The sequence below is a fragment of the Pedobacter fastidiosus genome, assembly GCF_014306625.1.
Taxonomy (GTDB): Bacteria; Bacteroidota; Bacteroidia; order Sphingobacteriales; family Sphingobacteriaceae; genus Pedobacter; species Pedobacter fastidiosus.
This window is the reverse complement of record NZ_JACRYL010000017.1, coordinates 68,861-90,749: the sequence shown is the minus strand read 5'-3', so window position 1 is coordinate 90,749 and position 21,889 is coordinate 68,861. Positions and strand designations below refer to the sequence as shown.

At 35.8% G+C, this 21,889-nt stretch carries 21 protein-coding genes; 9 read left to right on the top strand and 12 right to left on the bottom strand.

Going from position 1 to position 21,889, the window contains the following annotated elements:
* The 3 genes from H7U22_RS23160 to H7U22_RS17580 all read left to right on the top strand — a co-directional run.
* The coding region (locus tag H7U22_RS23160; RefSeq protein ID WP_248284782.1) for a penicillin acylase family protein at positions 1 to 1,123 on the top strand (1,123 nt) is incomplete at its 5' end.
* A gap of 6 nt (positions 1,124 to 1,129) precedes the next feature.
* Positions 1,130 to 1,489: a hypothetical protein gene (locus H7U22_RS17585; RefSeq protein ID WP_187072650.1), complete on the top strand. Its 360-nt coding sequence runs from the start codon at positions 1,130 to 1,132 to the stop codon at positions 1,487 to 1,489.
* A gap of 19 nt (positions 1,490 to 1,508) precedes the next feature.
* Entirely contained in the window at positions 1,509 to 2,492 is a 984-nt protein-coding gene (locus H7U22_RS17580; RefSeq protein ID WP_317172999.1) for a LuxE/PaaK family acyltransferase, read from the top strand.
* 1 nt (position 2,493) lies between these two features.
* Here the strand turns inward: H7U22_RS17580 and H7U22_RS17575 are convergent, their stop codons facing one another.
* From H7U22_RS17575 to H7U22_RS17560, 4 genes are all read right to left on the bottom strand, one after another.
* A complete protein-coding gene (locus H7U22_RS17575; RefSeq protein ID WP_187072649.1) occupies positions 2,494 to 2,946 on the bottom strand; it encodes an RES family NAD+ phosphorylase in 453 nt (150 codons plus the stop codon).
* Positions 2,946 to 3,425, bottom strand: coding sequence for a type II RES/Xre toxin-antitoxin system antitoxin (gene parS, locus H7U22_RS17570; protein WP_187072648.1), 480 nt, complete (start codon positions 3,423 to 3,425; stop codon positions 2,946 to 2,948). The genes H7U22_RS17575 and parS overlap by 1 nt, the downstream gene beginning before the upstream one ends.
* A 107-nt stretch (positions 3,426 to 3,532) precedes the next feature.
* Complete coding sequence (tyrS, locus tag H7U22_RS17565) at positions 3,533 to 4,819, bottom strand: tyrosine--tRNA ligase (protein ID WP_187072647.1); 1,287 nt, start codon at positions 4,817 to 4,819, stop codon at positions 3,533 to 3,535.
* 62 nt (positions 4,820 to 4,881) lie between these two features.
* Entirely contained in the window at positions 4,882 to 6,168 is a 1,287-nt protein-coding gene (locus H7U22_RS17560) for a patatin-like phospholipase family protein (protein ID WP_187072646.1), read from the bottom strand.
* 118 nt (positions 6,169 to 6,286) lie between these two features.
* Here H7U22_RS17560 and H7U22_RS17555 point away from each other — a divergent pair, with 118 nt between their 5' ends.
* The 6 genes from H7U22_RS17555 to H7U22_RS17530 all read left to right on the top strand — a co-directional run bounded on the left by H7U22_RS17555 (position 6,287) and on the right by H7U22_RS17530 (position 11,760).
* On the top strand, positions 6,287 to 6,961 hold the full coding sequence (locus H7U22_RS17555) for an ACP phosphodiesterase (RefSeq protein ID WP_187072645.1): 675 nt from the start codon (positions 6,287 to 6,289) through the stop codon (positions 6,959 to 6,961).
* Positions 6,962 to 7,015: 54 nt separating this feature from the next.
* Positions 7,016 to 7,510 (top strand): helix-turn-helix transcriptional regulator, encoded by a 495-nt coding sequence (locus H7U22_RS17550; RefSeq protein WP_187072644.1) that lies wholly within the window; start codon positions 7,016 to 7,018, stop codon positions 7,508 to 7,510.
* Between the two features lies 1 nt (position 7,511).
* A complete protein-coding gene (locus H7U22_RS17545; protein WP_187072643.1) occupies positions 7,512 to 8,153 on the top strand; it encodes a nucleotidyl transferase AbiEii/AbiGii toxin family protein in 642 nt (213 codons plus the stop codon).
* A gap of 99 nt (positions 8,154 to 8,252) precedes the next feature.
* The gene (gene ligA, locus H7U22_RS17540) at positions 8,253 to 10,265 is read left to right on the top strand and encodes an NAD-dependent DNA ligase LigA (RefSeq protein WP_187072642.1); all 2,013 of its coding nucleotides are present in this window, start codon (positions 8,253 to 8,255) and stop codon (positions 10,263 to 10,265) included.
* Positions 10,266 to 10,359: 94 nt separating this feature from the next.
* The gene (gene dapA, locus H7U22_RS17535) at positions 10,360 to 11,247 is read left to right on the top strand and encodes a 4-hydroxy-tetrahydrodipicolinate synthase (protein ID WP_187072641.1); all 888 of its coding nucleotides are present in this window, start codon (positions 10,360 to 10,362) and stop codon (positions 11,245 to 11,247) included.
* Positions 11,248 to 11,481: 234 nt separating this feature from the next.
* Complete coding sequence (locus H7U22_RS17530; protein WP_187072640.1) at positions 11,482 to 11,760, top strand: hypothetical protein; 279 nt, start codon at positions 11,482 to 11,484, stop codon at positions 11,758 to 11,760.
* Between the two features lie 62 nt (positions 11,761 to 11,822).
* On the opposite strand, the gene H7U22_RS17525 is transcribed toward H7U22_RS17530, so the two are convergent.
* From H7U22_RS17525 to H7U22_RS17490, 8 genes are all read right to left on the bottom strand, one after another.
* Positions 11,823 to 11,999 (bottom strand): hypothetical protein, encoded by a 177-nt coding sequence (locus H7U22_RS17525; RefSeq protein WP_056871440.1) that lies wholly within the window; start codon positions 11,997 to 11,999, stop codon positions 11,823 to 11,825.
* Positions 12,000 to 12,262: 263 nt separating this feature from the next.
* Complete coding sequence (locus H7U22_RS17520) at positions 12,263 to 13,504, bottom strand: aminotransferase class I/II-fold pyridoxal phosphate-dependent enzyme (RefSeq protein ID WP_187072639.1); 1,242 nt, start codon at positions 13,502 to 13,504, stop codon at positions 12,263 to 12,265.
* 170 nt (positions 13,505 to 13,674) lie between these two features.
* Positions 13,675 to 15,309 carry a cell division protein FtsZ gene (gene ftsZ / locus H7U22_RS17515; RefSeq protein ID WP_187072663.1) on the bottom strand — a complete coding sequence of 545 codons (1,635 nt, stop codon included), beginning with the start codon at positions 15,307 to 15,309 and terminating at the stop codon, positions 13,675 to 13,677.
* Positions 15,310 to 15,439: 130 nt separating this feature from the next.
* Entirely contained in the window at positions 15,440 to 16,798 is a 1,359-nt protein-coding gene (gene ftsA / locus H7U22_RS17510) for a cell division protein FtsA (RefSeq protein ID WP_109927011.1), read from the bottom strand.
* 5 nt (positions 16,799 to 16,803) lie between these two features.
* The gene (locus H7U22_RS17505) at positions 16,804 to 17,988 is read right to left on the bottom strand and encodes a cell division protein FtsQ/DivIB (protein ID WP_187072638.1); all 1,185 of its coding nucleotides are present in this window, start codon (positions 17,986 to 17,988) and stop codon (positions 16,804 to 16,806) included.
* Positions 17,981 to 19,336 carry a UDP-N-acetylmuramate--L-alanine ligase gene (gene murC, locus H7U22_RS17500; RefSeq protein ID WP_187072637.1) on the bottom strand — a complete coding sequence of 452 codons (1,356 nt, stop codon included), beginning with the start codon at positions 19,334 to 19,336 and terminating at the stop codon, positions 17,981 to 17,983. The genes H7U22_RS17505 and murC overlap by 8 nt, the downstream gene beginning before the upstream one ends.
* A gap of 130 nt (positions 19,337 to 19,466) precedes the next feature.
* Positions 19,467 to 20,570, bottom strand: a complete 1,104-nt coding sequence (gene murG / locus H7U22_RS17495; protein WP_187072636.1) for an undecaprenyldiphospho-muramoylpentapeptide beta-N-acetylglucosaminyltransferase — start codon at positions 20,568 to 20,570, stop codon at positions 19,467 to 19,469.
* Positions 20,571 to 20,685: 115 nt separating this feature from the next.
* Positions 20,686 to 21,888: an FtsW/RodA/SpoVE family cell cycle protein gene (locus H7U22_RS17490; RefSeq protein WP_187072635.1), complete on the bottom strand. Its 1,203-nt coding sequence runs from the start codon at positions 21,886 to 21,888 to the stop codon at positions 20,686 to 20,688.
* Position 21,889: the final 1 nt, after the last annotated feature.

Below are 21,889 nucleotides of genomic sequence, written 5' to 3'. Positions count from 1 at the left end.
TTACTTAAATCGTGGAAAAAACTACAACGATTACCGTAAAGCCTTAACATTCTACACTGCACCTGCTCAAAACTTTGTTTTCGCAAGTGTTGATAATGATATCGCCATCACTCCAAATGGCAAGTTTCCGTTAAAATGGAAAGATCAGGGTAAATTTATTTTGGATGGAACAGATCCAGCTTACGATTGGCAAGGATGGATTCCTGCAAGTCAAAATCCAACAGTGAAAAATCCACCACGAGGATTTGTAAGTTCTGCAAATCAATCTTCTACAGATAAAACTTATCCATATTATATTAATTGGGAGTTTGCACCATACGAACGAGGCAAAAGAATTAACGATCGACTTACTGCTATGACTAAGGCAACTTTGGATAGCATTAGGTTAATGCAAACTGATAATTATAGCATTATGGCGCAAAATTTATTGCCTGCTCTTGTGCCTTTGGTCAATACTGAACAACTTAATGCAACCCAAAAAGAAGCTTTATCTTATTTAACCAAGTGGAATAAAAGATATGATGCAAAAGAAATTGCAGCAAGTGTTTTCGAAATCTGGACTAAACGTTTAAGTTTCGACATTTGGAATGATGATTTCGAAGTCGACGGAATTCCAATGCGTTATCCATCTAGAGATCGTACTGTAGAAATGATTTTAAAAGAACCAAATTCCAAATGGTACGACAATACAAAGACTAGTAAAAAGGAAACCCTTTCCGATTTAGTTAATGAAGCATTTAAATACAGTTGCGATAGTTTAGAGCGAAGATTCGGACCAATAAATAAAGATTGGAACTGGGCAAATGTTAAACAAACCAATGTTCCACATTTAGCAAAAATTCCAGGATTTGGATCAAAAGTATTGATGATTGGCGGAGCGAAAAGCACTATAAATGCGCTTGGCGAAAGCAATGGTCCTTCTTGGCGAATGGTTATCGAACTAGGTAAAACGCCAAAAGGTCATGGTGTTTATCCGGGCGGGCAATCGGGCAATCCCGGAAGTAAATTCTACGATAACATGATTGATACTTGGGCAAGTGGTAAACTTTACGATTTGTTTTATATGCAATCTGCCGATGATAAATCAGGCACAATTATCTCTCGTTTAAAAATTTCAAAATAGCAAAAAATGGTTTTCATCGTCATATTAATTATCTGTTTTCTTCTTCAAATGGTTATGCCTTGGTGGGTAATCATTGTTATTTCTTTCGCTACCTGTGGCATTATTGGCAAAACGGGTAAAATTGCTTTCTGGCAATCTTTCTTAGCTATATTTTTACTTTGGGTTGGTTACGCACTTTTCAAAAGCTTACCTAATGATAATGTTTTAGCCAGTAGAGTTGCAGTTATGACAGGGATAAAATTATGGTGGGGATTGCTTCTTGTAACCGGGATTTTAAGTGGGTTGGCTGCCGGAATAAGCGGTTATTGCGGTTATCAATTTCGCAAAGCGATGCTCGTTAAAAAAACTGACGAAAAAATAGCATAAGCCTTCGTACTTTTGCGTTGTGAATATAACCGCTGAAGCTATTTTTTCAATTAAAAATGATGAACAATTTAAAAAACTGGCCATAGAAACATTTAAATTCCAAGCAGCGCATTGCGCTGTTTATAAGGAATACATTCATCATTTGCACACCAATATTGAAGCAGTTTCGGAGATTGAACAGATTCCATTTCTACCGATAAGTTTTTTTAAAAGCCATAGCATTTTAAGTAATACAAACTCAATTGAAATAACTTTCAGCAGTTCTGGCACTACAGGAATGGTTCAGAGCAGTCATCATGTTACCAATGTTAAGTTGTACGAACAAAGCTACCTTCAAGCTTTTAATCAATTTTATGGAGATATTGAAGATTATTGCTTTTTAGCTTTGTTGCCATCTTATCAACAGAGAGCGGGTTCTTCATTAATTTACATGGTGAATGATTTAATCGAAAAGAGCAAGCATCCACAAAGCGGCTACTTTTTATATAATCACGATGAGCTTTTGCAAACGCTTCAAGGACTAAAAGAAAAGAATCAAAAAACAGTGCTCATTGGAGTTACCTATGCCCTATTAGATTTTGTTGAGCAACACGATATAGATTTCCCAAACCTAATTATTATGGAAACTGGTGGCATGAAAGGCAAACGCAAAGAAATGGTTCGTGAGGAGTTACATGAACAGCTAACCAATGGTTTCGGGATAAAATCTATTCATAGCGAATACGGAATGACAGAATTACTTTCGCAGGCTTATTCATTAGGTGAAGGTATTTTTAATTGTCCACCATGGATGAAAGTGTTGATTCGCGATACTAATGATCCTTTAACATTAATCCCCAATGGCAAAACCGGTGGTGTAAATGTAATCGATCTTGCCAATATTAATTCCTGCTCTTTTATTGCAACCCAAGATCTTGGAAAAATTTATCCAGATCAAAGTTTCGAAGTTTTAGGTCGTTTTGATAATGCGGATATTAGAGGTTGCAATTTGTTGGTACAGTAAGTTACAATAACCTATTGTCAAAACTGAATGGCTTAACCTCAATAATTTTAATTTCATCAACTAAAACGTGATTTACATTCATCAAAAAATTAAATTCATCTTCGATTATTGAGGATGGTACTTTTAGAAGTAAAAATTCATTCTCTTTAACAAAGGCATCTCCTAGCTTAGCTAAAGCTATTGGTGCAGGATAATTTTTCCAAGTTTCTGGAAGGCTTTCTTTATCTAATGATTGAATTGACTTTTCTGGCAATTCAAAAACAGTTAGACATAAATTCTCAGAATTAATCATTGAATTTTTATTCACCAAAACTTCTAAAGCAGCCAAGGCCCTGGTGCTGGCCATGTAGTGCAATGGTGTACCCACTGAGTTCCATCGTCCCCCAAATAATTTAGCTCCTGCACCACTGTGGTCTTTTGCGTGTTTGCAATTAGAGATTCTATATAAAATCATTAGCTGAAAACACCGTATTCTATTCTACCTAAAATATTTAGAACCATCTCAAAACCAATGCGGGTATCTAACAAATTAAATGGAACTTCACCATTTAGCGCTAAGTTTGGCATTTTAACCCAACTGTTAAAAGCTTTAGCACTTCCTAAAACTTCAATACCACGTTCGTATAATCGTGCAAGCTCAATGGCCCTATCGGCATATTCGGTTTTAACTAAAGTAGTAGGCGTATAACGCTGTAAGGTACGCTCTGAGATGTGTAGAATACCTGCAATTTCTTCTAGTGTTAAAGAAATTTGTTTAGCCAGTGCAGTTAAAGCTTTTTTTGATATGCCCTTACGTGCAAGATTAAGTAAATCAAAATCAGTGGGGTTAGCATAAGTATTTCCCATCATGGCTACCATTGGTGTACTCATACTTGTATAAGCAACCATTGGCTCCTCAACTATTGATGTAGATTTTTCTAATTTCCTTTTCATACCAGACAATTATACCCAAATATATACATTTTGTCCGAAATAAAAAATATAGCTCATAAAAAAAGTCTCAATTTTCATTGAGACTTTTAAAAGTTATTTTTCAAGAATTACTCAGCAATTAAAAGAAAATAATTTTTCTTTCCTTTTTGAACCACAATAAACTTATCGTTAATTAAATTTTCAGTGTTAAAAATTTGAGCAACTTCAGCAATCTTTTCTTTATTAATAGATACACCGCCACCTTGAATCAATTTCTTAGCTTCTCCTTTTGATGATGCTACCGTAGATTTTTCAGCCAATAATGTTGCAGCATCAATTCCGTTGGCTAATTCTGATTTAGAAAGAGCAAACTGCGGAATTCCTTCGAACATATCAATTACCTGATTTTCTGTTAAGCTTTTCAAAAACTCTAAAGAGCCATTTCCAAAAAGAAATTCAGAAGTTTTAATTGCCGTTTCCAATGCTTCAGAAGAGTGGGTTTTAATAGTAATATCTTCAGCTAAAGCTTTTTGCAGAATTCGTAAATGAGGCGCAACGTTATGCTCTACCTCAAGTGCTTCTATTTCCTTTTTACTTTTTAAGGTAAAAATTCTAATCCATTTTTTAACATCATCATCTGATGCATTTAACCAAAACTGATAAAATTTATATGGAGATGTTTTTTCAGGATCTAGCCAAATTGCCCCACTTTCTGTTTTACCGAATTTGGTTCCATCTGCTTTCTTAATTAGCTGTGTAGTTATTGCATAAGCAGTTCCCTGGTCTTTTCTTCTAATAAGTTCTGTTCCCGTAACAATATTTCCCCATTGATCAGAGCCGCCCATTTGAACCATACAATTATGGTTTTTCCATAAGTAGTAAAAATCATAGCCCTGTACCAATTGATAGCAAAATTCGGTAAACGACATACCTGTATCGCCTTCCAAACGTTTTTTAACGCTATCTTTTGCCATCATGTAATTAACGGTAATGTGTTTACCAACATCGCGAATAAAATCTAAAAAGTTCATATTTTTAAACCAATCGGCATTGTTAACCATTATTGCACCATTTCCAGCATCTTCAAACGTTAAAAATTTAGATAATTGACGCTTCATTCCAGCAAGATTGTGCTCAACCATCTCTGGAGTTTGAAGATTACGTTCATCAGATTTCCCCGATGGATCGCCAACCATACCCGTTGCACCACCAACCAATGCAAAAGGCTTATGCCCAGCATTTTGAAAGTGAATCAGCGTCATGATTTGAGTTAAGTGGCCAACATGCAGTGAATCTGCAGTAGGGTCAAAACCGATATAACCAGAGGTCATACCTTCCTTTAACTTTTCTTCAGTATTCGGCATTATATCGTGCAGCATGCCACGCCACCTTAACTCTTCAACAAAATTCGTCATTGTACAAACACATTAATTATTGTGCGTGCAAAGATAAAATTTTAGCACAGTTTACAGCAAAATTAGTTTATCGGGTTAAACCAAGATTTAAAATCGGCTTTTGCGATGTTAAAATCGGCATGACCAAGTAAACAGTTTAAGCTTCCATCGCTTCTAATGGTTTGGTTTGGAACACCTTCGTTATTGAGCCAGTTATCACAGAGTTTTTTAATTAGGCTAACTTCCTCGTCTTCTACAGCGTCCATATCCATTTTGTTAAGCGCAACATATTCCTCGGTATTAATACCTACAGGTAAATCCCACATTTTATTTGTTGGATCTTCCCTTAAAATCGGTCGCAGATTTGGATTCATCCTAATAAAATCAATTGGTTTGGTTGGCATCGATGGATTTAAAATCATATAAGCAATAAAAGTTGCAGTATCTGGTGGATCATTTAAAATACTCGTACTCATTTTCTGCACATCCCGAATCAAACCCGGTTCTTCCTTTTTTGATAAAAGCTCTGAATACTTAACTGGGATTTCCTCATCAGACTGTAACTGAGAAACCGTTCCGGTACCTATCGATAATACTTGAACGTTCTCTATTTGATATTGTTCTTTGTTGCAAATGGCTTCTACTACGCCAGCTAAAACAGGATTGTTATTACCCGTTACGCCACCATCCCAGTAATATTTAAGCTTATCATTTACCTTAAACATAGCCGGCTCGTTAAAATAATTAACGGGTGCGGTGCTCGATGCATGAATGGCTTCTACCAAACTTACCACACAATCTGTCGGTGTTTTGGCAGGGCCTTTCCTAATCTTTTGTTCTATTGATGAAGTGGAACCCAAACTGTCGCAGTCAGTTCTAAATAACTCTGCACGGTTTCGATAATAATCGTAGCCAATAATGAGAAAATGGGTTTTGGTTTTGCCCAGAACCGAAATATAAGCAGGCACATCTTTAAGATCGATTGTCGCAATTTTATTTAAAATCTCTTTTAATGCTTCGTGCTTACGTTTAGTAGAATATTTAGCCCCGATTTTAAAAATCCGGGCAACACTAGAAAGAATGCTCTTTTCAAAAAAACCAAGCTTGGAGAACACCCTACTCCTTAAATCTTTGTCATCGAAAATTTTCTCGATTTCGGAGAGCCGAAGATTTTCTGCCATTGCCGCCGCAACCAAACTTCCACCACTGTTGGCCACAACCAGATCGAACTCTGCCAAAACTTCGTGTCCAGTTGGATCTGCATTACCAAAAGTTTCGGCAAAAAGTCTGCGTAAGCATTTAACTTGGATGATCGCCCAAGATCCGCCTCCATCAAGAGAAAGAATCCGGTAGTTTTTATCATTAGGCATGATTAGTTTATTGGTATAATAAATCTATAAATTATTAGTTTACAAAACAATACAAATTAGAAAGGCAATATTTTGTAGTTGATGTTTTCTACGTATAATTTAAATATTATCTTGCAACATGAACTTTTTATCTCATTACTATTTCGATCGATTAAATGCTGATGCAAATATTGTAATGGGAACGGTGTTACCCGATTTGATAAAAAATGCTTCCAAAGAGGCCAATTTATACCCTCAAAAAAATGAATTTCTATTTATTGGCAATCCCGATGAAGAAAGTTTATTATATGGTTGGAAAAGACACTTAGCTGTAGATCTTCTTTTTCATTCCTCTAATTTTTTCTTAGAGAAAACCACTGAATTAAAGTTTTTGATTATTCCTATTGTGGAAAACACACCTATAAGACCGTCATTCTTAGCCCATATCGGATTAGAACTTTTGTTGGATCATCTTTTAATTGAGCATAATTTAATTCAGGTTCATCATTTCTACGATAAATTAAGTGCAGTGAAAAACGATTCGCTGAGTGATTTCTTGGAACATTGTAAACTTAATAATCCAGCTATTTTCTTTGGCTTTTTAGAACGATTTATTAGCAGTAAATATTTGTTGAGTTATCAAAAATTAGAAAATATAAGCTACGCCTTAAATAGAATCTGCATGCGGTTGTGGCCAGAAAGTTTAGAGGAAAAACAGCTTGCTGAATTAACTATACAGCTTGGGATTTTCAAAACCATTTTAGAGAAAGATTTTATGGATATCTTCTATGAAATTGAATCGAAACTTATTTAAAAAATTCATAAAAAATAAACATTTATTTATAAACATTTTTGCTTATATTTGACTATGAACTCATTCCTAGATAAGTATAAAGGCATCCATCCCGGACTAATTTTAGAAAGGGAACTCGCAAAAAGGAATTTAAAGAAAGGTCCTTTTGCACTTAGTTTGAGAGAATATCCACAAATACTTAATGATATTACAAAAGGAAAAAGAGGACTTACCACAAGCCTTTCATTAAAAATTGATCAAGCACTTGGATTTGAAGAAGGTACAATGTTGATTTTTCAAGTTTATCACGATATCAAAAAAGAAAAAGAAAAAAATAATATTTCAAATAGTCCAGATCTATCCATTTTTCGGAACGGACTCTTTTGGGATACAGAAATAAATAAAATTGATTGGCAAAAGCAATATATCGCAGTAATTGAACGGGTATTTGAGCGAGGTAATGAAAAAGAAAAAGAGGAAATAATAAGATTTTACGGAAAGGAAAAAGTAACTGGTGTAACCTCTGGACAAAAAGAAATTAAAATCTTAAAAAACCTAAAGATTAATTAACATGCTTTACTGGAATACCGTAAGTCCTTTATTGAAAGAATCACTATTAAAACTCAATAGCGCAAAAGAGTTATCTGAATTTCGCTTAGTTGTCGGAACAGCTTTGAGCTTATACCTCGGACACCGAATATCAGTAGATATCGATCTTTTCACTGATGCAGATTATGGCTCTATCGATTTTTCATTAATAGACTCGTATCTTAAAAAGGATTTCAGTTATGTTGCAGGAGATTTTGGCAGAAATGCAGCTATGGGCAAGTCATACTTAATTGGAAATAGCATTTCTGAAGCGGTTAAGTTGGATATTTATTACAGTATGGATCCATTCTTTCAAGATGTTTACATCGAAGATAATATTCGGCTAGCAACAAAGCCAGAGATCGTAGCAATGAAAATAGATGTTGTTCAAAGGGGTGGTCGTAAAAAGGATTTTTGGGATTTGCACGAGATGTTACGTTTTTATACAATTCCAGAAATGATTAATTTCCATCGCTTACGTTTTGAGTGGACACATAACCCAGAAATCATCATAAAGAATTTCTCAAATTTTACAAAAGCAGATTTTGATCTAAACCCAATCTGTCTCTATAGTAAGGAATGGGAATTTATAAAAGAGGATCTGGAAGCTGCGCTAAAATATTAAATAATGTTATTTGCAAAATGAGAACAATAAGTAATAATCATTTGAATTAGATGTAATGATTACTTGGCAAAAAAGAACAATTTTATCTAAGTTTGTTTTATGTCGCTATTTGCAGTAAAAGAAGAAATGGATGCTCTTGTTGCCGAGCTTAACCAACATAATTATAACTACTATGTGTTGGCGATGCCTACGATTGCCGATTATGAGTTCGATAAAAAATTAGCGCATCTAAACGAGCTTGAAAAAGCCAATCCACAATTTTCCGATCCAAATTCGCCTACTCAGCGGGTTGGTGGCGACATTACAAAAAACTTCATTACCGTAAAGCATAAATACCCTATGCTTTCTTTGGGAAATACCTATAACGAGCAAGATTTACGTGATTTTGATGAACGGATTCGCAAAGCTATTGGCGATAATTTCCAATACGTTTGCGAGCTTAAATTTGATGGCCTATCCATCAGTTTAACTTACGAAAATGGCAAACTTGTACGTGCTGTTACGCGTGGCGATGGAACTAAAGGTGATGATGTAACCAATAATGTAAGAACGATTCATACGGTTCCCCATCAAATAAAAACAAACGAAGCACCCGAACATTTTGAAATTCGTGGTGAGATTTTTATGCATAAAGCCGCCTTTTTAAAGCTAAATGCAGCTAGAGAAGAATTGGGAGAAATTCAGTATGCAAACCCTAGAAATTTTGCATCCGGCACGATTAAAATGCAAGACAGCAAAGAAGTTGCCAAACGCCCTTTAGATGGTTTTATATACTTTCTCTATACGGATAATAACGAATTTAAAACCCATTGGGAAAGTTTAAACGCAGTAAAAGATTGGGGTTTCCATGTTTGCGAACATAATAGATTGGTAAACAATATTGATGATGTTCTTAATTTTATCCATCATTGGGAAACCGAACGCTTTAAACTGAGTTACGATATCGACGGAATTGTAATTAAAGTGAATAGCTTCGCTCAACAGCAGGAACTAGGTTTTACGTCAAAATCTCCACGATGGGCTATTTCATACAAATACAAAGCAGCTGAAGTTGAAACCGTTTTAGAAAAAGTTACTTATCAGGTTGGGCGTACAGGTGCAGTTACACCTGTTGCTAACTTAAAGCCTGTTTTACTTGCAGGCACAACCGTTAAACGTGCAACCTTGCATAATGCAAACGAAATTGAACGGTTAGACTTGCATGAGGGCGATACCGTTTTTGTAGAAAAAGGTGGCGAAATTATTCCGAAGATTATCAAAGTAAATTTAGATAAACGCTTACCTAATTCAAGCAAGGTGCATTATCTACACAATTGCCCAGAATGCGGAACAGAACTGATCAGAAAAGAAGGCGAAGCAGTACATTATTGTCCTAACGATGAAGGTTGTCCGCCACAAATTGTTGGAAAAATTCAACATTTTATATCTCGCAAAGCGATGAATATTGATGGGCTTGGCAACGAAACCATTGAAACTTTTTTTAAGCGTGGATTGATTAACCACATCAGTGATTTATACACTTTATATCAAAAATCGGATCAATTGAAAACCATCGACCGTTTTGGAGAACGCTCTATAGAAAACATGCTCGGAGGTATAGAGAAATCTAAACAAATGCCTTTCGAAAAAGTGCTATTTGGTTTAGGCATTAGATATGTTGGCGAAACGGTTGCCAAAAAATTAGCGGCTGGTGTGAAAAATATCGATAATCTTTCTACTGCAACTGTCGACGATTTAATCTCAATTGAAGAGGTTGGACAGCGAATAGCGGAGAGTTGCGTTGAGTATTTTGGAAATTCTGAGCACATAAAGCAGATTGAATTGCTAAAATTAGCCGGATTGGCTTTTGAAATTGAAGAAACCGTAATTGAGCTTGCAAGTGATAAACTTATTGGAAAAACATTCGTAATTTCGGGCGTTTTTGAAAACTTTAGTCGCGATCAGTTAAAAGATTTAATTGAAGCTAATGGTGGTAAAATATTAAGTGCTATTTCTGGTAAATTAGATTATTTAGTTGCTGGAGATAACATGGGACCTTCAAAACTAGAAAAGGCAACTAAGTTAAATGTTCCGATTATAAGTGACGCGGAGTTGTTGGAAATGATTAATTAACACCGAAGGTAAATTAACCACAAAGACACTAAATACACAAGACAATTTAAAAAGCATCTTTATCGCTATAAAATAAAAAACAATAAATAATATAATGAACAAATTTCAGGGTACAGGTGTAGCTCTAATTACACCTTTCAACGCAGATGGATCAGTTGATTATAACGGTTTAAAAAACCTGATTAATCATTTGATCGAAGGAGGGATAGATTATCTCGTTTCTTTAGGTACAACAGGCGAAACGGCCACAATGACTAAAGACGAGAAGAAGAAGGTGTGGGCGTTTACTGCTGAAATTAATAATAACCGTTTACCATTGGTTGCAGGGATTGGTGGTAACAATACTTTAGCCGTTGCTGAGGATATTAAAGCTTTCGACACAACCGGATATAGCGCTATATTATCTGTAAGCCCTTATTACAACAAACCTACCCAAGAGGGAATTTATCAGCACTACAAATATCTTGCTGAAATTTCTCCTTTGGATTTAATTTTGTACAATGTTCCTGGCCGTACGGCGAGTAATATGAGTCCAGAAACCATTTGCAGATTAGCGAATGATTTTGAAAACATTATCGGAATTAAAGATGCTTGCGGAAATTTTGATCAGTTTAACCAAATTATGAGGGATAAACCAGCTGATTTTCTTTTGATTTCGGGTGATGATCCAATTACTTTACCAATGATTGCATTAGGTGCATCGGGCATTATTTCGGTTGTGGGAAATGCTTTACCAAAACAGTTTTCTGATATGGTAAGGAATTGCCTTGCTGGCGATTTTAAAACTGCTTTGCCTGCTCATTTAAGCCTAATTGAGTTTACTCGTTTGGCTTTTGCAGAAGGTAATCCGGCAGGAGTTAAAGCAGCCTTAAAATACTTAAATATTTGTAGCGACACGGTTAGACTTCCATTGGTAAAAGCATCTTCAGTATTGGAGCAATTAATTATAGCAGAGGTTGAAAAATTGAGCCAATTTGCTTAAATATTTAAGCAACAAACAATAATATTCCATTATAAGGAGCAGATTTATTTCCGAAGCGCTTACTGCTGAGGGAAAAATCTGTTTTTTTATGTGTAAAAGAAAAATTACGATACAAAAATCACTGATTTACAGCGCATTAAAAACTATATTAAACACTTCTACTTATCTAAATCAATTAGGAATATATTGGGCTTAATAATTGAATTCATTTGTGTACACACAAATTAAACACAAATGAAAAAATTATTTTTAGTAGGCCTAGCAGTGGTTATGCTTGGCCGTAAAACGCCCGCAATTTTTGCAATTGGTACATCAGAAACCTACTTCAAAAAATCTAACCGATCAGCAGAGTTAGTTTCTGCAGTAGCTGATGGAACAAGTATTTATCGAGTAGGGAGACGAACCTTTGATTCGATTAGCACGCCATTTTATTCTTTCTATTATTTTTACAAAGGAAAGTTGGTTCGCTATGAGCAATCTGACGATGCTGAGGATTACAAATTTGTAAGATAGAAAAACAGAAGGCCTTTGAAAATTTCAAAGGCCTTTTGTTTGGTTCAAATATTTTGGTTTGCTTAAGCTTTGTTTTTAGTGTCTTGCACTTCTAAACGAATCGCTTGAGCTAAATTTTTTAAATCTTGCATGCCTTTACGAATACGAGTTCCAGCGGCGCTGTTCCCTTTATTATAAAACTTGTCTGCGTCAGCTTCTAAAGCTGCAACTAAACTTTTTACTTCTTCAAATTTTTTCATTTTTTTAATTACTCCTATAATTCTTTAAGGTTTAAGTTTTAATTATCTTACTCTAATTTAAATGGTTTAACGAAATAAAAAAACTTTTAGCGTGAGAAAAAAAAGGCTTAAAAGTCGTTTTTTTCCACAATCAGCCTATTTATAAACATTTATATGAATAAAAAAATAGCCTAATCACTTGATAATCAATTTTTTAAAATTTAACAGAAAACAAAAAAGCCCCTTAAACAAGTTTAAAGGGCTTTGTATAATTTATTTGTTACTTAAACAGTGGCAAACAAGTTTTCTTTATAATAACCATTTTCAAGCTTAGTCGCTACTTCGCTAAATGCATCTAGTGTACGTTGAACATCCTCTAAAGTATGCACTGCAGTAGGAATCAATCTCAACTCAATCATTCCTTTTGGAATAACCGGATAAACAACGATAGAGCAGAAAATACTATAATTCTCACGCAAATCAAATGTAATTGCAGTAGCATCAGATAATTCTCCTTTTAAGAAAACCGGTGTAACTACAGAGTTTGTAACACCTAAATCAAAACCTCGCTCACGCAATCCTTTTTGTAAAGTCATTGCGATTTCCCAAAGTTTATCTTTTAATTCTGGTTTACTTTTAAGTAATTCTAAACGCTTTAACAAACCGATTACCATTGGCATTGGTAACGCCTTAGCAAAGGTTTGAGACCGCATATTATATCTTAAGAAGTTAGTAATCTCTTCAGTTGAAGCTACGAAAGCTCCAATTCCAGCCATAGATTTAGCAAAAGTTCCAAAGTAAACATCAATTCCATCAATACAGTCTTGAGCTTCGTGTGTTCCTGCACCAGTTTTACCCATGGTACCAAAACCGTGAGCATCATCTACCAAAATACGGAAGTTGAAATCTTTTTTAAGCTCAACAATTTCTTTCAATTTACCCTGAGCACCACTCATTCCGAATACACCTTCGGTAATTAAAAGAATTCCACCGCCAGATTCGTTGGTTAATTTTGTAGCACGTTCTAATTGCTTTTTGGCGCTATCGATATCATTGTGTTGATATACAAATCTTTTGCCCATGTGCAAGCGCAAACCATCTATAATACAGGCGTGAGATTCACCATCGTAAACGATCACATCATTTCTATCCACCAAGGTATCAATAATAGAAACCATACCTTGATAACCATAATTTAATAAAAATGCGTCAGGCTTACCAACAAAAGCAGCCAATTCCTGCTCCAACTGTTCGTGATATTTAGAATTACCACTCATCATTCTGGCACCCATTGGGTAAGCCATACCGAAAGCGGCAGCAGCGTCTGCATCAGCTTTTCTAACTTCAGGGTGATTGGCTAAGCCCAAATAATTGTTTAAGCTCCAAACTAAATGCTCTTTTCCTTTAAACTGCATGTGTGGTGCAATTTCTCCCTCTAATTTTGGAAATGAGAAATACCCATGAGACCATTTTTGGTGTTGACCAAGTGGGCCCATGTGCTTTGCTATCTTATCAAATATATCCAATGTATTATGTATTTATTGTACTAAAAATTTTGCGAATTTACGGTTTATTCGGCTTAAAATCAACTAGCTTCATCGCTCGCCTGTCAATTAACTTAATTTAACACTCCAATTTTATGCCAAAAAAGCCCCCGATGTAAAATCGGGGGCCTTATAATTATATTTGGTTTATTCTAATCAACGTTATCGTGTAAAAAAGAATTGTTTGGCCTAATCTCAGTACCACCTTCTTCATCATTACTTAAAGTGAAACGACTAACTTGTGATTCTGAAGAATGCTGAACTTGTTGCAATTGCATTTGTTTGCGTTTGTATGCAGGCTCATTTTCTAATTCCTGTAAACCATTTGTGGTACGCAATTTCATACTCAAATCTTTTAAGCGCAAAATACGCTCTTTAGATTTTTTCAATTGCTCTTCCATCGATTCATCATTCTTATCATCATCTAAACCCACAACTGGCATTTCTGGCTCAGGTTCTGGAATAGACATTGAAGGAATTTCTGCAACTGGAGTTTCAAAAACATATTCAGTTTCAGCCAATTTAATTTCAAACTCGAAACCTGTTTCTTGTGATTGCTCGGTTTGAGGTTCTTCTTCAATTAAAGTATGGCGAACCACATTATTTTCTGGCTCCTGAATTTTAGGGGTTTCTTGTTTGTTGCCAAACATGCCACCAAAAAGATCAGCTTGTGCAATTTCTTCCTTAGCTTTCATAACCGGCTCGTATGAAGGAGTGGTTTTAGGCTGAATAAAAGAATTTACAGGCTCAACAGGGCGAACCAATGGTGCTTCTTCTGGTGTTAATAATGATATTTTCTTTTTGTTTCTTTCTTCGTTTACGCGTTGCTCTGAAGTTTGGAAACCGGTAGCGATAATGGTTACCGAAAGTTTATCTCCAAGAGATTCATCAGAACAATTACCCCAAATTAAATCTGCTGATAAACCTGCTTTTTCCTGAATAAAATCAGTAATAATCGAAACTTCATCCATTGTTACTTCTCTTACACCAGAACTGATGTTTAACAAGATGTAACGAGCACCTTCAATTTCATTATCTTTTAACAGCGGAGAAGCCAATGCACCTTCTACAGCTTGTAAAGCACGGTCATCGCCTTCGGCAGCAAAGCTACCCATAATGGCAACACCGCTATCTTTCATAACGGTACGTACATCTTTAAAATCTACGTTTATATAACCAGGTACTGTAATAATTTCTGCGATACCTTTTGCAGCAGTGGTTAAAATATCATCTGCCTGACCGAAGGCAGAACCTAAGGTTAAGTTTCCGAAAATTTCACGTAATCTATCATTGGAAATGACCAAATAAGAATCTACATACTTTTTAAGTTCTTCCATGCCTTCATCGGCTTGGAGCTTACGTCTTTTTCCTTCGAAAGAAAAAGGTGTTGTTATTATTGCAACGGTTAAGATATCAAGTTCTTTGGCTGCTTTAGCAATAATCGGACTTGCACCGGTACCTGTACCACCACCCATTCCTGCTGTTATAAACAACATTTTGGTTGTGCTACCAAGCATCGCTTTAATATCATCTATGTTTTCTATAGCTGAGTTTTTACCAACCTCAGGGATAGAACCAGCACCCATTCCTTCGGTTAAGCTAGCACCCAATTGCACCTTGTTAGGGATAGGGCTAAACTCCAAAGCCTGGGCGTCGGTATTACAAATAATAAAATCCACACCATTAATACCCGATAGGTACATATGATTCACTGCGTTGCCGCCACCGCCCCCAACACCAATTACCTTGATGATTGACGACTTATCTTTTAACATTTCGAACTGCATATCTTTATGAATCAGTTGTTTAAAAATTTTTAAATTCTGTTCATTACTCAACGTAATATTAACACTTTTTCAACAGACGTTTTCCACAAGTGTTCATAATGTGGAAAACTCATGTTTTGTTGAAAAATAATTAACTTTTCAAGTAATCTTCATCACTTACATTCATATCATCCTGAATGAAAGTTCTAGTTTTTGCAAGTAACTTATCGAATAAACCCGGTCCGCGTTTTTCTTTTTCTTTCGCCACTTTTGCCTTTTCAACAAACACACCTGGTTGTTTCATTTCTTCAATCAACTCTTCGGCTTTTTGAATTCCTTTTATTAATAAACCCACACTTGTTGCATACATTGGGCTTTTTAAGTCATCATAAATCGCCTTTGGCATTTCTTCATATTTAGATAAATGCTCATTTGGATATCCAATACGGCAATCTAAACCGGTAACATATTCTACCGCTTGACTTAAGTGTTTCAACAATGCACCACCACCAGTAATTACGATTCCACCAATTAATTTTTTCTCGTATCCTGAAGATTTAATTTCATAATAAACATGCTCGATGATTTCTTCCATACGAGCCTGAATTACATAAGCTAGGTTTTTAACAGAAATTTCTTTTGGTTCGCGACCACGTAATCCCGGAACACAAATAATTTCGTTTTCTTTATTTTCTTCTGCCAATGCCGAACCGAAACGAGTTTTTAACAGCTCTGCCTGGTTACGCATTACCGAACATCCTTCTCTAATATCTTCCGTTACGCTATTGCCACCAAAAGGAATTACAGCCGTATGGCGAATAATCCCTTCGTGGAAAATTGCGATATCCGTTGTACCACCACCTATATCAACCAATGCAATACCAGCTTCTTTTTCTTCATCGCTCAACACCGATTCGGAAGATGCTAATGGCTCAAGAATTAAATCTTGAGTTTGTAAACCTGCATTGTTTACACATTTAATGATATTTTTAACCGCAGTTACTTGTCCTGAGATGATATGGAAGTTGGCTTCAAGGCGCACCCCAGCCATACCAATCGGATCCTTAATACCCGGTTCGTTATCAATTGTAAATTCTTGAGGCAATACATGGATAATTTCTTCTCCAGGAGGCATCACCAACTTAAACATATCATCAATCAACTTATCGATGTCTTTTTTACCGATCTCGTTGTTCAGTTCTCTTCTTGTTAAAATCCCTCTGTGCTGCAAACTTTTAATGTGTTGACCAGCAATACCCACATTTACCACCTGTATTTCTACATTGGATTGTCCGCTTGCTACTTCTACTGCTTGAGCAATGCCTTGCACGGTTTTTTGAATGTTAGAAACCACCCCACGTGTTACCCCTGCTGATTCTGCCTTCCCTATTCCTAAGATTTCTATTTTGCCGTGTTGTGTTCTACGACCAACGATGACACAAATTTTTGTAGTACCGATATCTAATCCTACTACAATTGGCGACTGACTGGTAAATTTTGCCTTGTCCATATTCGTTAATTTTGTTGAGTTTTATATTGTTTTTCTAGGGATCTGATTTCTTTTTCTCGGCTCGACTTTAGCTCTGCTTCAGTTTTTTTTGGCTTCGAAACTATTGTTGTTTTTGTTTTTTTATCTTCTGGTTTTGTAACCTTGGGTTTAGCAACTAATGCTACTTTTTCCTTTTTTACCTCAGGTTTTGGAGCTGTTGGTTTTTTGACCTCTGGTTTCTTAGCCTCGACCTTTTTAGGCTCTGGCTTTTTCACCTCCACCTTTTTAGGTTCTGGTTTTGGTGGTCCATCTGCAAGTGCTTTAGCTTCTACAAAATCTCCAATTACATTATTTATTAATGAATCAGATACTTTTTGATGTAACCTTACACTATCAGCAGCTGAAATTGTTTTAGCTTTTCGAGCCAATTCAAGGGAATCTCTTCGCTCGCAAACCACTTGATTACTGTATTTAATATTAATGGTTTTATAGCGCCTTGCAATTACTTGAGGTAATGCTCTGTGATAAAAAACCTTTAGATTTCTCATTTTTACATCGAGAGAATCTGCATTTCCTAAAATGATGGTTTCGTCTCCAACCCTTGGAATCAGTACCATATCATTTTTGGTATTTACATCAATTTGTTCAATCTGATTATCCCAAAGCGTATCCCTTTTAATGTACAAAGCCGTTTTATATAAATCTCTAGCCAGTTGTGTATGCAATGTATCTACCCTACTTCCAAAAACCTCGGTAATGTTTCCTGTTGCTACTAAAACATTGGCTGTAAAGTTTGATGAAATTGGCATCTTTAAACCATCATTATCGATATAAAAATCCTGCCCGTTTGCATTCATAATTCTAAGAATAGGCTGACGTTGCTTAACTTCGATGTGCATCACACCATCCATATCTATATACACTTTCGCAAAGCCAATGTAAGGATTGGATCTAAGTTTTTTCTCTATCTGATGGATGTTGATCTTCTCGATGTTTCTTCCCAACAATACACCTTGATCCTGTTTTAAAATAGCATCTATCTCTTCTCTTTCGATAAAATTATCAGCTCCAGGAATTAAAATCTTTACATCGGTACATTTAACGGTCTGCTTTTTAACATTGATGAAACTTAAAAGCACCACCACGCCTGCAAGACTAATTAGCCAAGCAAAGCCTGTAAAAATGGCGTTCCAGTTTATACGTTTAAGCATTGTTCAAAGTGTTTTTTAAAGGTTCAATTAATGTATCAATATCACCAGCGCCAACTGTTAAAAGTAACTCAGGTTTTGTATTCTTAACGTGTTGAATCACAAATTCTTTTCCACATATTTTCTTATCCTCCAAAGTGATTTTATCTAACAAAAACTGAGAATTTATACCTTCAATCGGCAATTCTCTGGCTGGATAAATATCTAATAGCATCAATTCATCAGCGGTGCTTAAAACTTTCGCGAATTCATCTGCAAAATCTCTAGTGCGTGTAAACAAGTGTGGCTGAAAAATTACCGTCAATTTTTTGTTTGGATATAACTGCCTAACTGCATCAAAACAAGCTCTTAATTCCTCAGGATGATGTGCATAATCATCGATATAAATTTGCTTCTCGTTGTTAACAATATATTCAAAGCGACGTTTTACACCTTTAAAATTCCCAACCGCATCTTTAACTTTTTCAGCATCTATTCCTAATTGCAGGGCAATGACAATGGCAGCAGTTGCATTTTCTACATTGTGTTTTCCAGGCAACATCAAACTGATGTCTTTAATAGTTTGATTGGCATCTGCATAATCGAAAACAAATTTCGATCCTTCTACACGTAAATTTTCAGCTTTTGCTGTCGCAGTGTTACTAGCGGCATAACTGGTGCTATTTGCTAAAGGCAAACCTTCGTGCACATAAAGTTTTCCGCCATCTTTTAACTGTCCGGCAAAAAGCTTAAAAGATTCTTCCAGTTGACTTTTATCTCCATAAATATCCAAGTGATCTGCATCCATAGAAGTAACCACAGAAATATCGGGATGTAATGTCAAAAATGAGCGATCGTATTCATCAGCTTCAACAACGACTACATTGTTTTTACCGAAAAGAACATTGCTATTATAATTGGTTGTTATTCCACCTAGAAAAGCTGTACAATCGTAACCTGTATCTTTTAAAAGATGAGCAACTATTGATGAAGTTGTGGTTTTACCATGTGTACCCGCAACAGCGATGCAGAACATACCTTTGCTAATAATGCCCAAAACCTCCGAACGTTTTTTAAAGCTGAAACCCTTGTTTTTAAAATGGTTTAATATTTTCGAATCCTTTGGAATTGCAGGCGTGTAAACAATTAGAGTATCATCATGATTATCTAAAAAAGCACAAGGCAAAGCCGATGATTCATCAAAATAAGTAATCAGAATTCCTTCTTGCTCTAGTGTTTCGGTTAGTTTGGTTCTAGTTTTATCATAACCGCATACTGCGCAACCACGTTTAGCAAAATAACGAGCAAGCGCACTCATACCGATACCACCGATACCCACGAAAAACACTCTGTTAATTTTGCTTAATTCCATTTTATTCTGTGCTTAAAGCAGAAAGACTAAAGCTTATAGCTTTCTTTCTACAGTTTATATTTATTTTCTATTGCATTAAGATTGCTTCTTTCCTTGCAATTACGAGTAATAGAGGCTTTGGTCCTTTAGCTTATTTAATCAATTTTAATACTTCATCTGCGATAATCTCATCCGCTTCTGGCAATGCCATTCTACCTAAGTTTTCTGAAAGCTTATTTCCTAATTCTTCATTTTTTAATAACTGTAATGCATCACGCACTAAAATATCTTCAGCAGAACGATCATTAATTAAAATGGCAGCATTATTCTTAACCAATGCCATTGCGTTTTTTGTTTGATGATCTTCAGCAACATTTGGAGATGGAACCAAAATAACTGGCTTTTTAATTAAACAAAGTTCTGCAATCGTTCCTGCTCCTGCTCTACTAATTATTACATCAGCAGCTGCATAAGCCAAATCCATTTTATTTAAAAACTCTAGAATCCGAACATTGGGATGGTAACTTACACCCAATCTTTCTATAATTCCTTTGTAGTAAAATTTGCCTGTTTGCCAGATTACCTGCACATCTTCAGCAATAATTTCTGGAAGGTGTTTTTCAATACTTTTATTTAAAGTTCCAGCACCCAAACTTCCTCCAGTTACCAAAATGGTTTTCTTTTGAGGATCGAGTTTTAAAAGCTCTGCGCCTGCAAAATGTTTCCCTTTTATATCTACCACCTCTTTACGAACTGGGTTTCCTGTTTTTAATATTTTATTGGCAGGAAAAAACTGATCCATATCATCAAAAGCGACACAAATTTTTGAAGCTTTTTTTCCCAACCACTTATTCGTTACGCCTGCGTAAGAGTTTTGCTCTTGAATTAAATACGGAATCCCTTTTAAAGATGCCGCGTATAAAACAGGTCCTGATGCATAACCACCAACGCCAACAACTACATCTGGTTTAAACTCATTGATAATCTGCATCGCCTTGCGCACACTTCCAATTACTTTGAAAGGTAAACCCAGGTTTTTTACAATTGAGCCTCTTTGAATCCCACTGATGTTTAAGCCAACGATTTTATATCCAGCAGCAGGAACTTTTTCCATTTCCATTCTACCAGTTGCGCCCACAAATAAAATTTCACAAGTTGGCACAATGCGTTTTAGTGCATTGGCTATGGCTACGGCGGGAAAAATATGTCCGCCGGTGCCACCACCTGATATGATAATTTTTGGGGAATTATTCATTTTATATTTAATTACTGAGACGCTACGTCCGTCATTGCGAGGCACGAAGCAATCTCATTTGCTATATTTATTTAATAGATTGCTTCGTCATGCTTCCACGCAATGACGACTATCCTTATCCAAAAGCCGGTATCTCACCAACAATTACTTTATTATTTTTTATTTTGTCTTTATCTTCTTTTGCCAAAGCACCAGCTAAATTTTCTTCTACATCTCTACTTACACTTAAAATAATTCCGAAAGCTACACTGGTAAAAATCATCGAGGTTCCACCCATACTTACCAATGGAAGTGGGACACCCGTTACGGGGCCTAAACCTACAGCAACCGCCATATTAGCAAAAGCTTGAATGGTTAAACTAAAGCTTAATCCTGCGGCCAGCAGTGCCCCAAAGGCCTTAGGCGCTCGAGTTACAATTTTAATACATCGATATAAAAGCACCAGGTAAAGCATCATAATAACAATTCCGCCCAATGTTCCCCATTCCTCAATAATAATGGCGAAAATAAAATCCGAATAAGGGTGTGGAAGGAAATTGCGTTGCGTACTATTACCTGGTCCTTTACCAAAAACACCACCAGTTGCCAAAGCAATTTTTGCTTGATCTGCCTGGAAAGTTTTATCAGAATGTTGCTGCTCTGGATGCATGAAGGACTTTATTCGCGAAGCGTAAGTTGCTCTTCTTGGACCTAGAAACACAACAAACAAAAGTAAGATTGCTCCACCGACACATACAATGGAAATTTGTTTAATACTGATCCTACCAATAATTAACAGTAATATACTCACACCAAATAACATTAAGGCGGTTGATAAATTGGCTAAAGCAATTAAAACAAACACCACACAAACAGATCCCATAATAGGAATGAATGATTCTTTTACGTTTTTAATGTTTTCCTGTTTCTTCGTTAACATTCGAGCCAAGAATGTAATCAAAGCCAACTTGGCTAAATCGGAGGTTTGAAAGGTTAATCCAATAACTGGAATTTTAACCCAACGAGATGCATCATTTACATTGGCTCCAAAAACCAAAGTATAAAACAATAGCGGAATGGTTATGATCATCAAGATTTTTGAAATCCCGGCGTAATATCTATAATCCAGTAAATGAGCGATATATATCATTCCTATTCCAAGCAGAACAAAAATAAGGTGCTTAGTTAAAAGCAGTTTTTCTACGGCTTCGCCTTTTTTATAGGCTAAAGTACCTGTTGCGCTGTAAACTGCCATAACAGATATAAGCGAAAGCAAGATGATGATCAACCAGATCCATCTATCGCCTTTTGTTTTATTAAGTAGTGTTTGGAATAACATT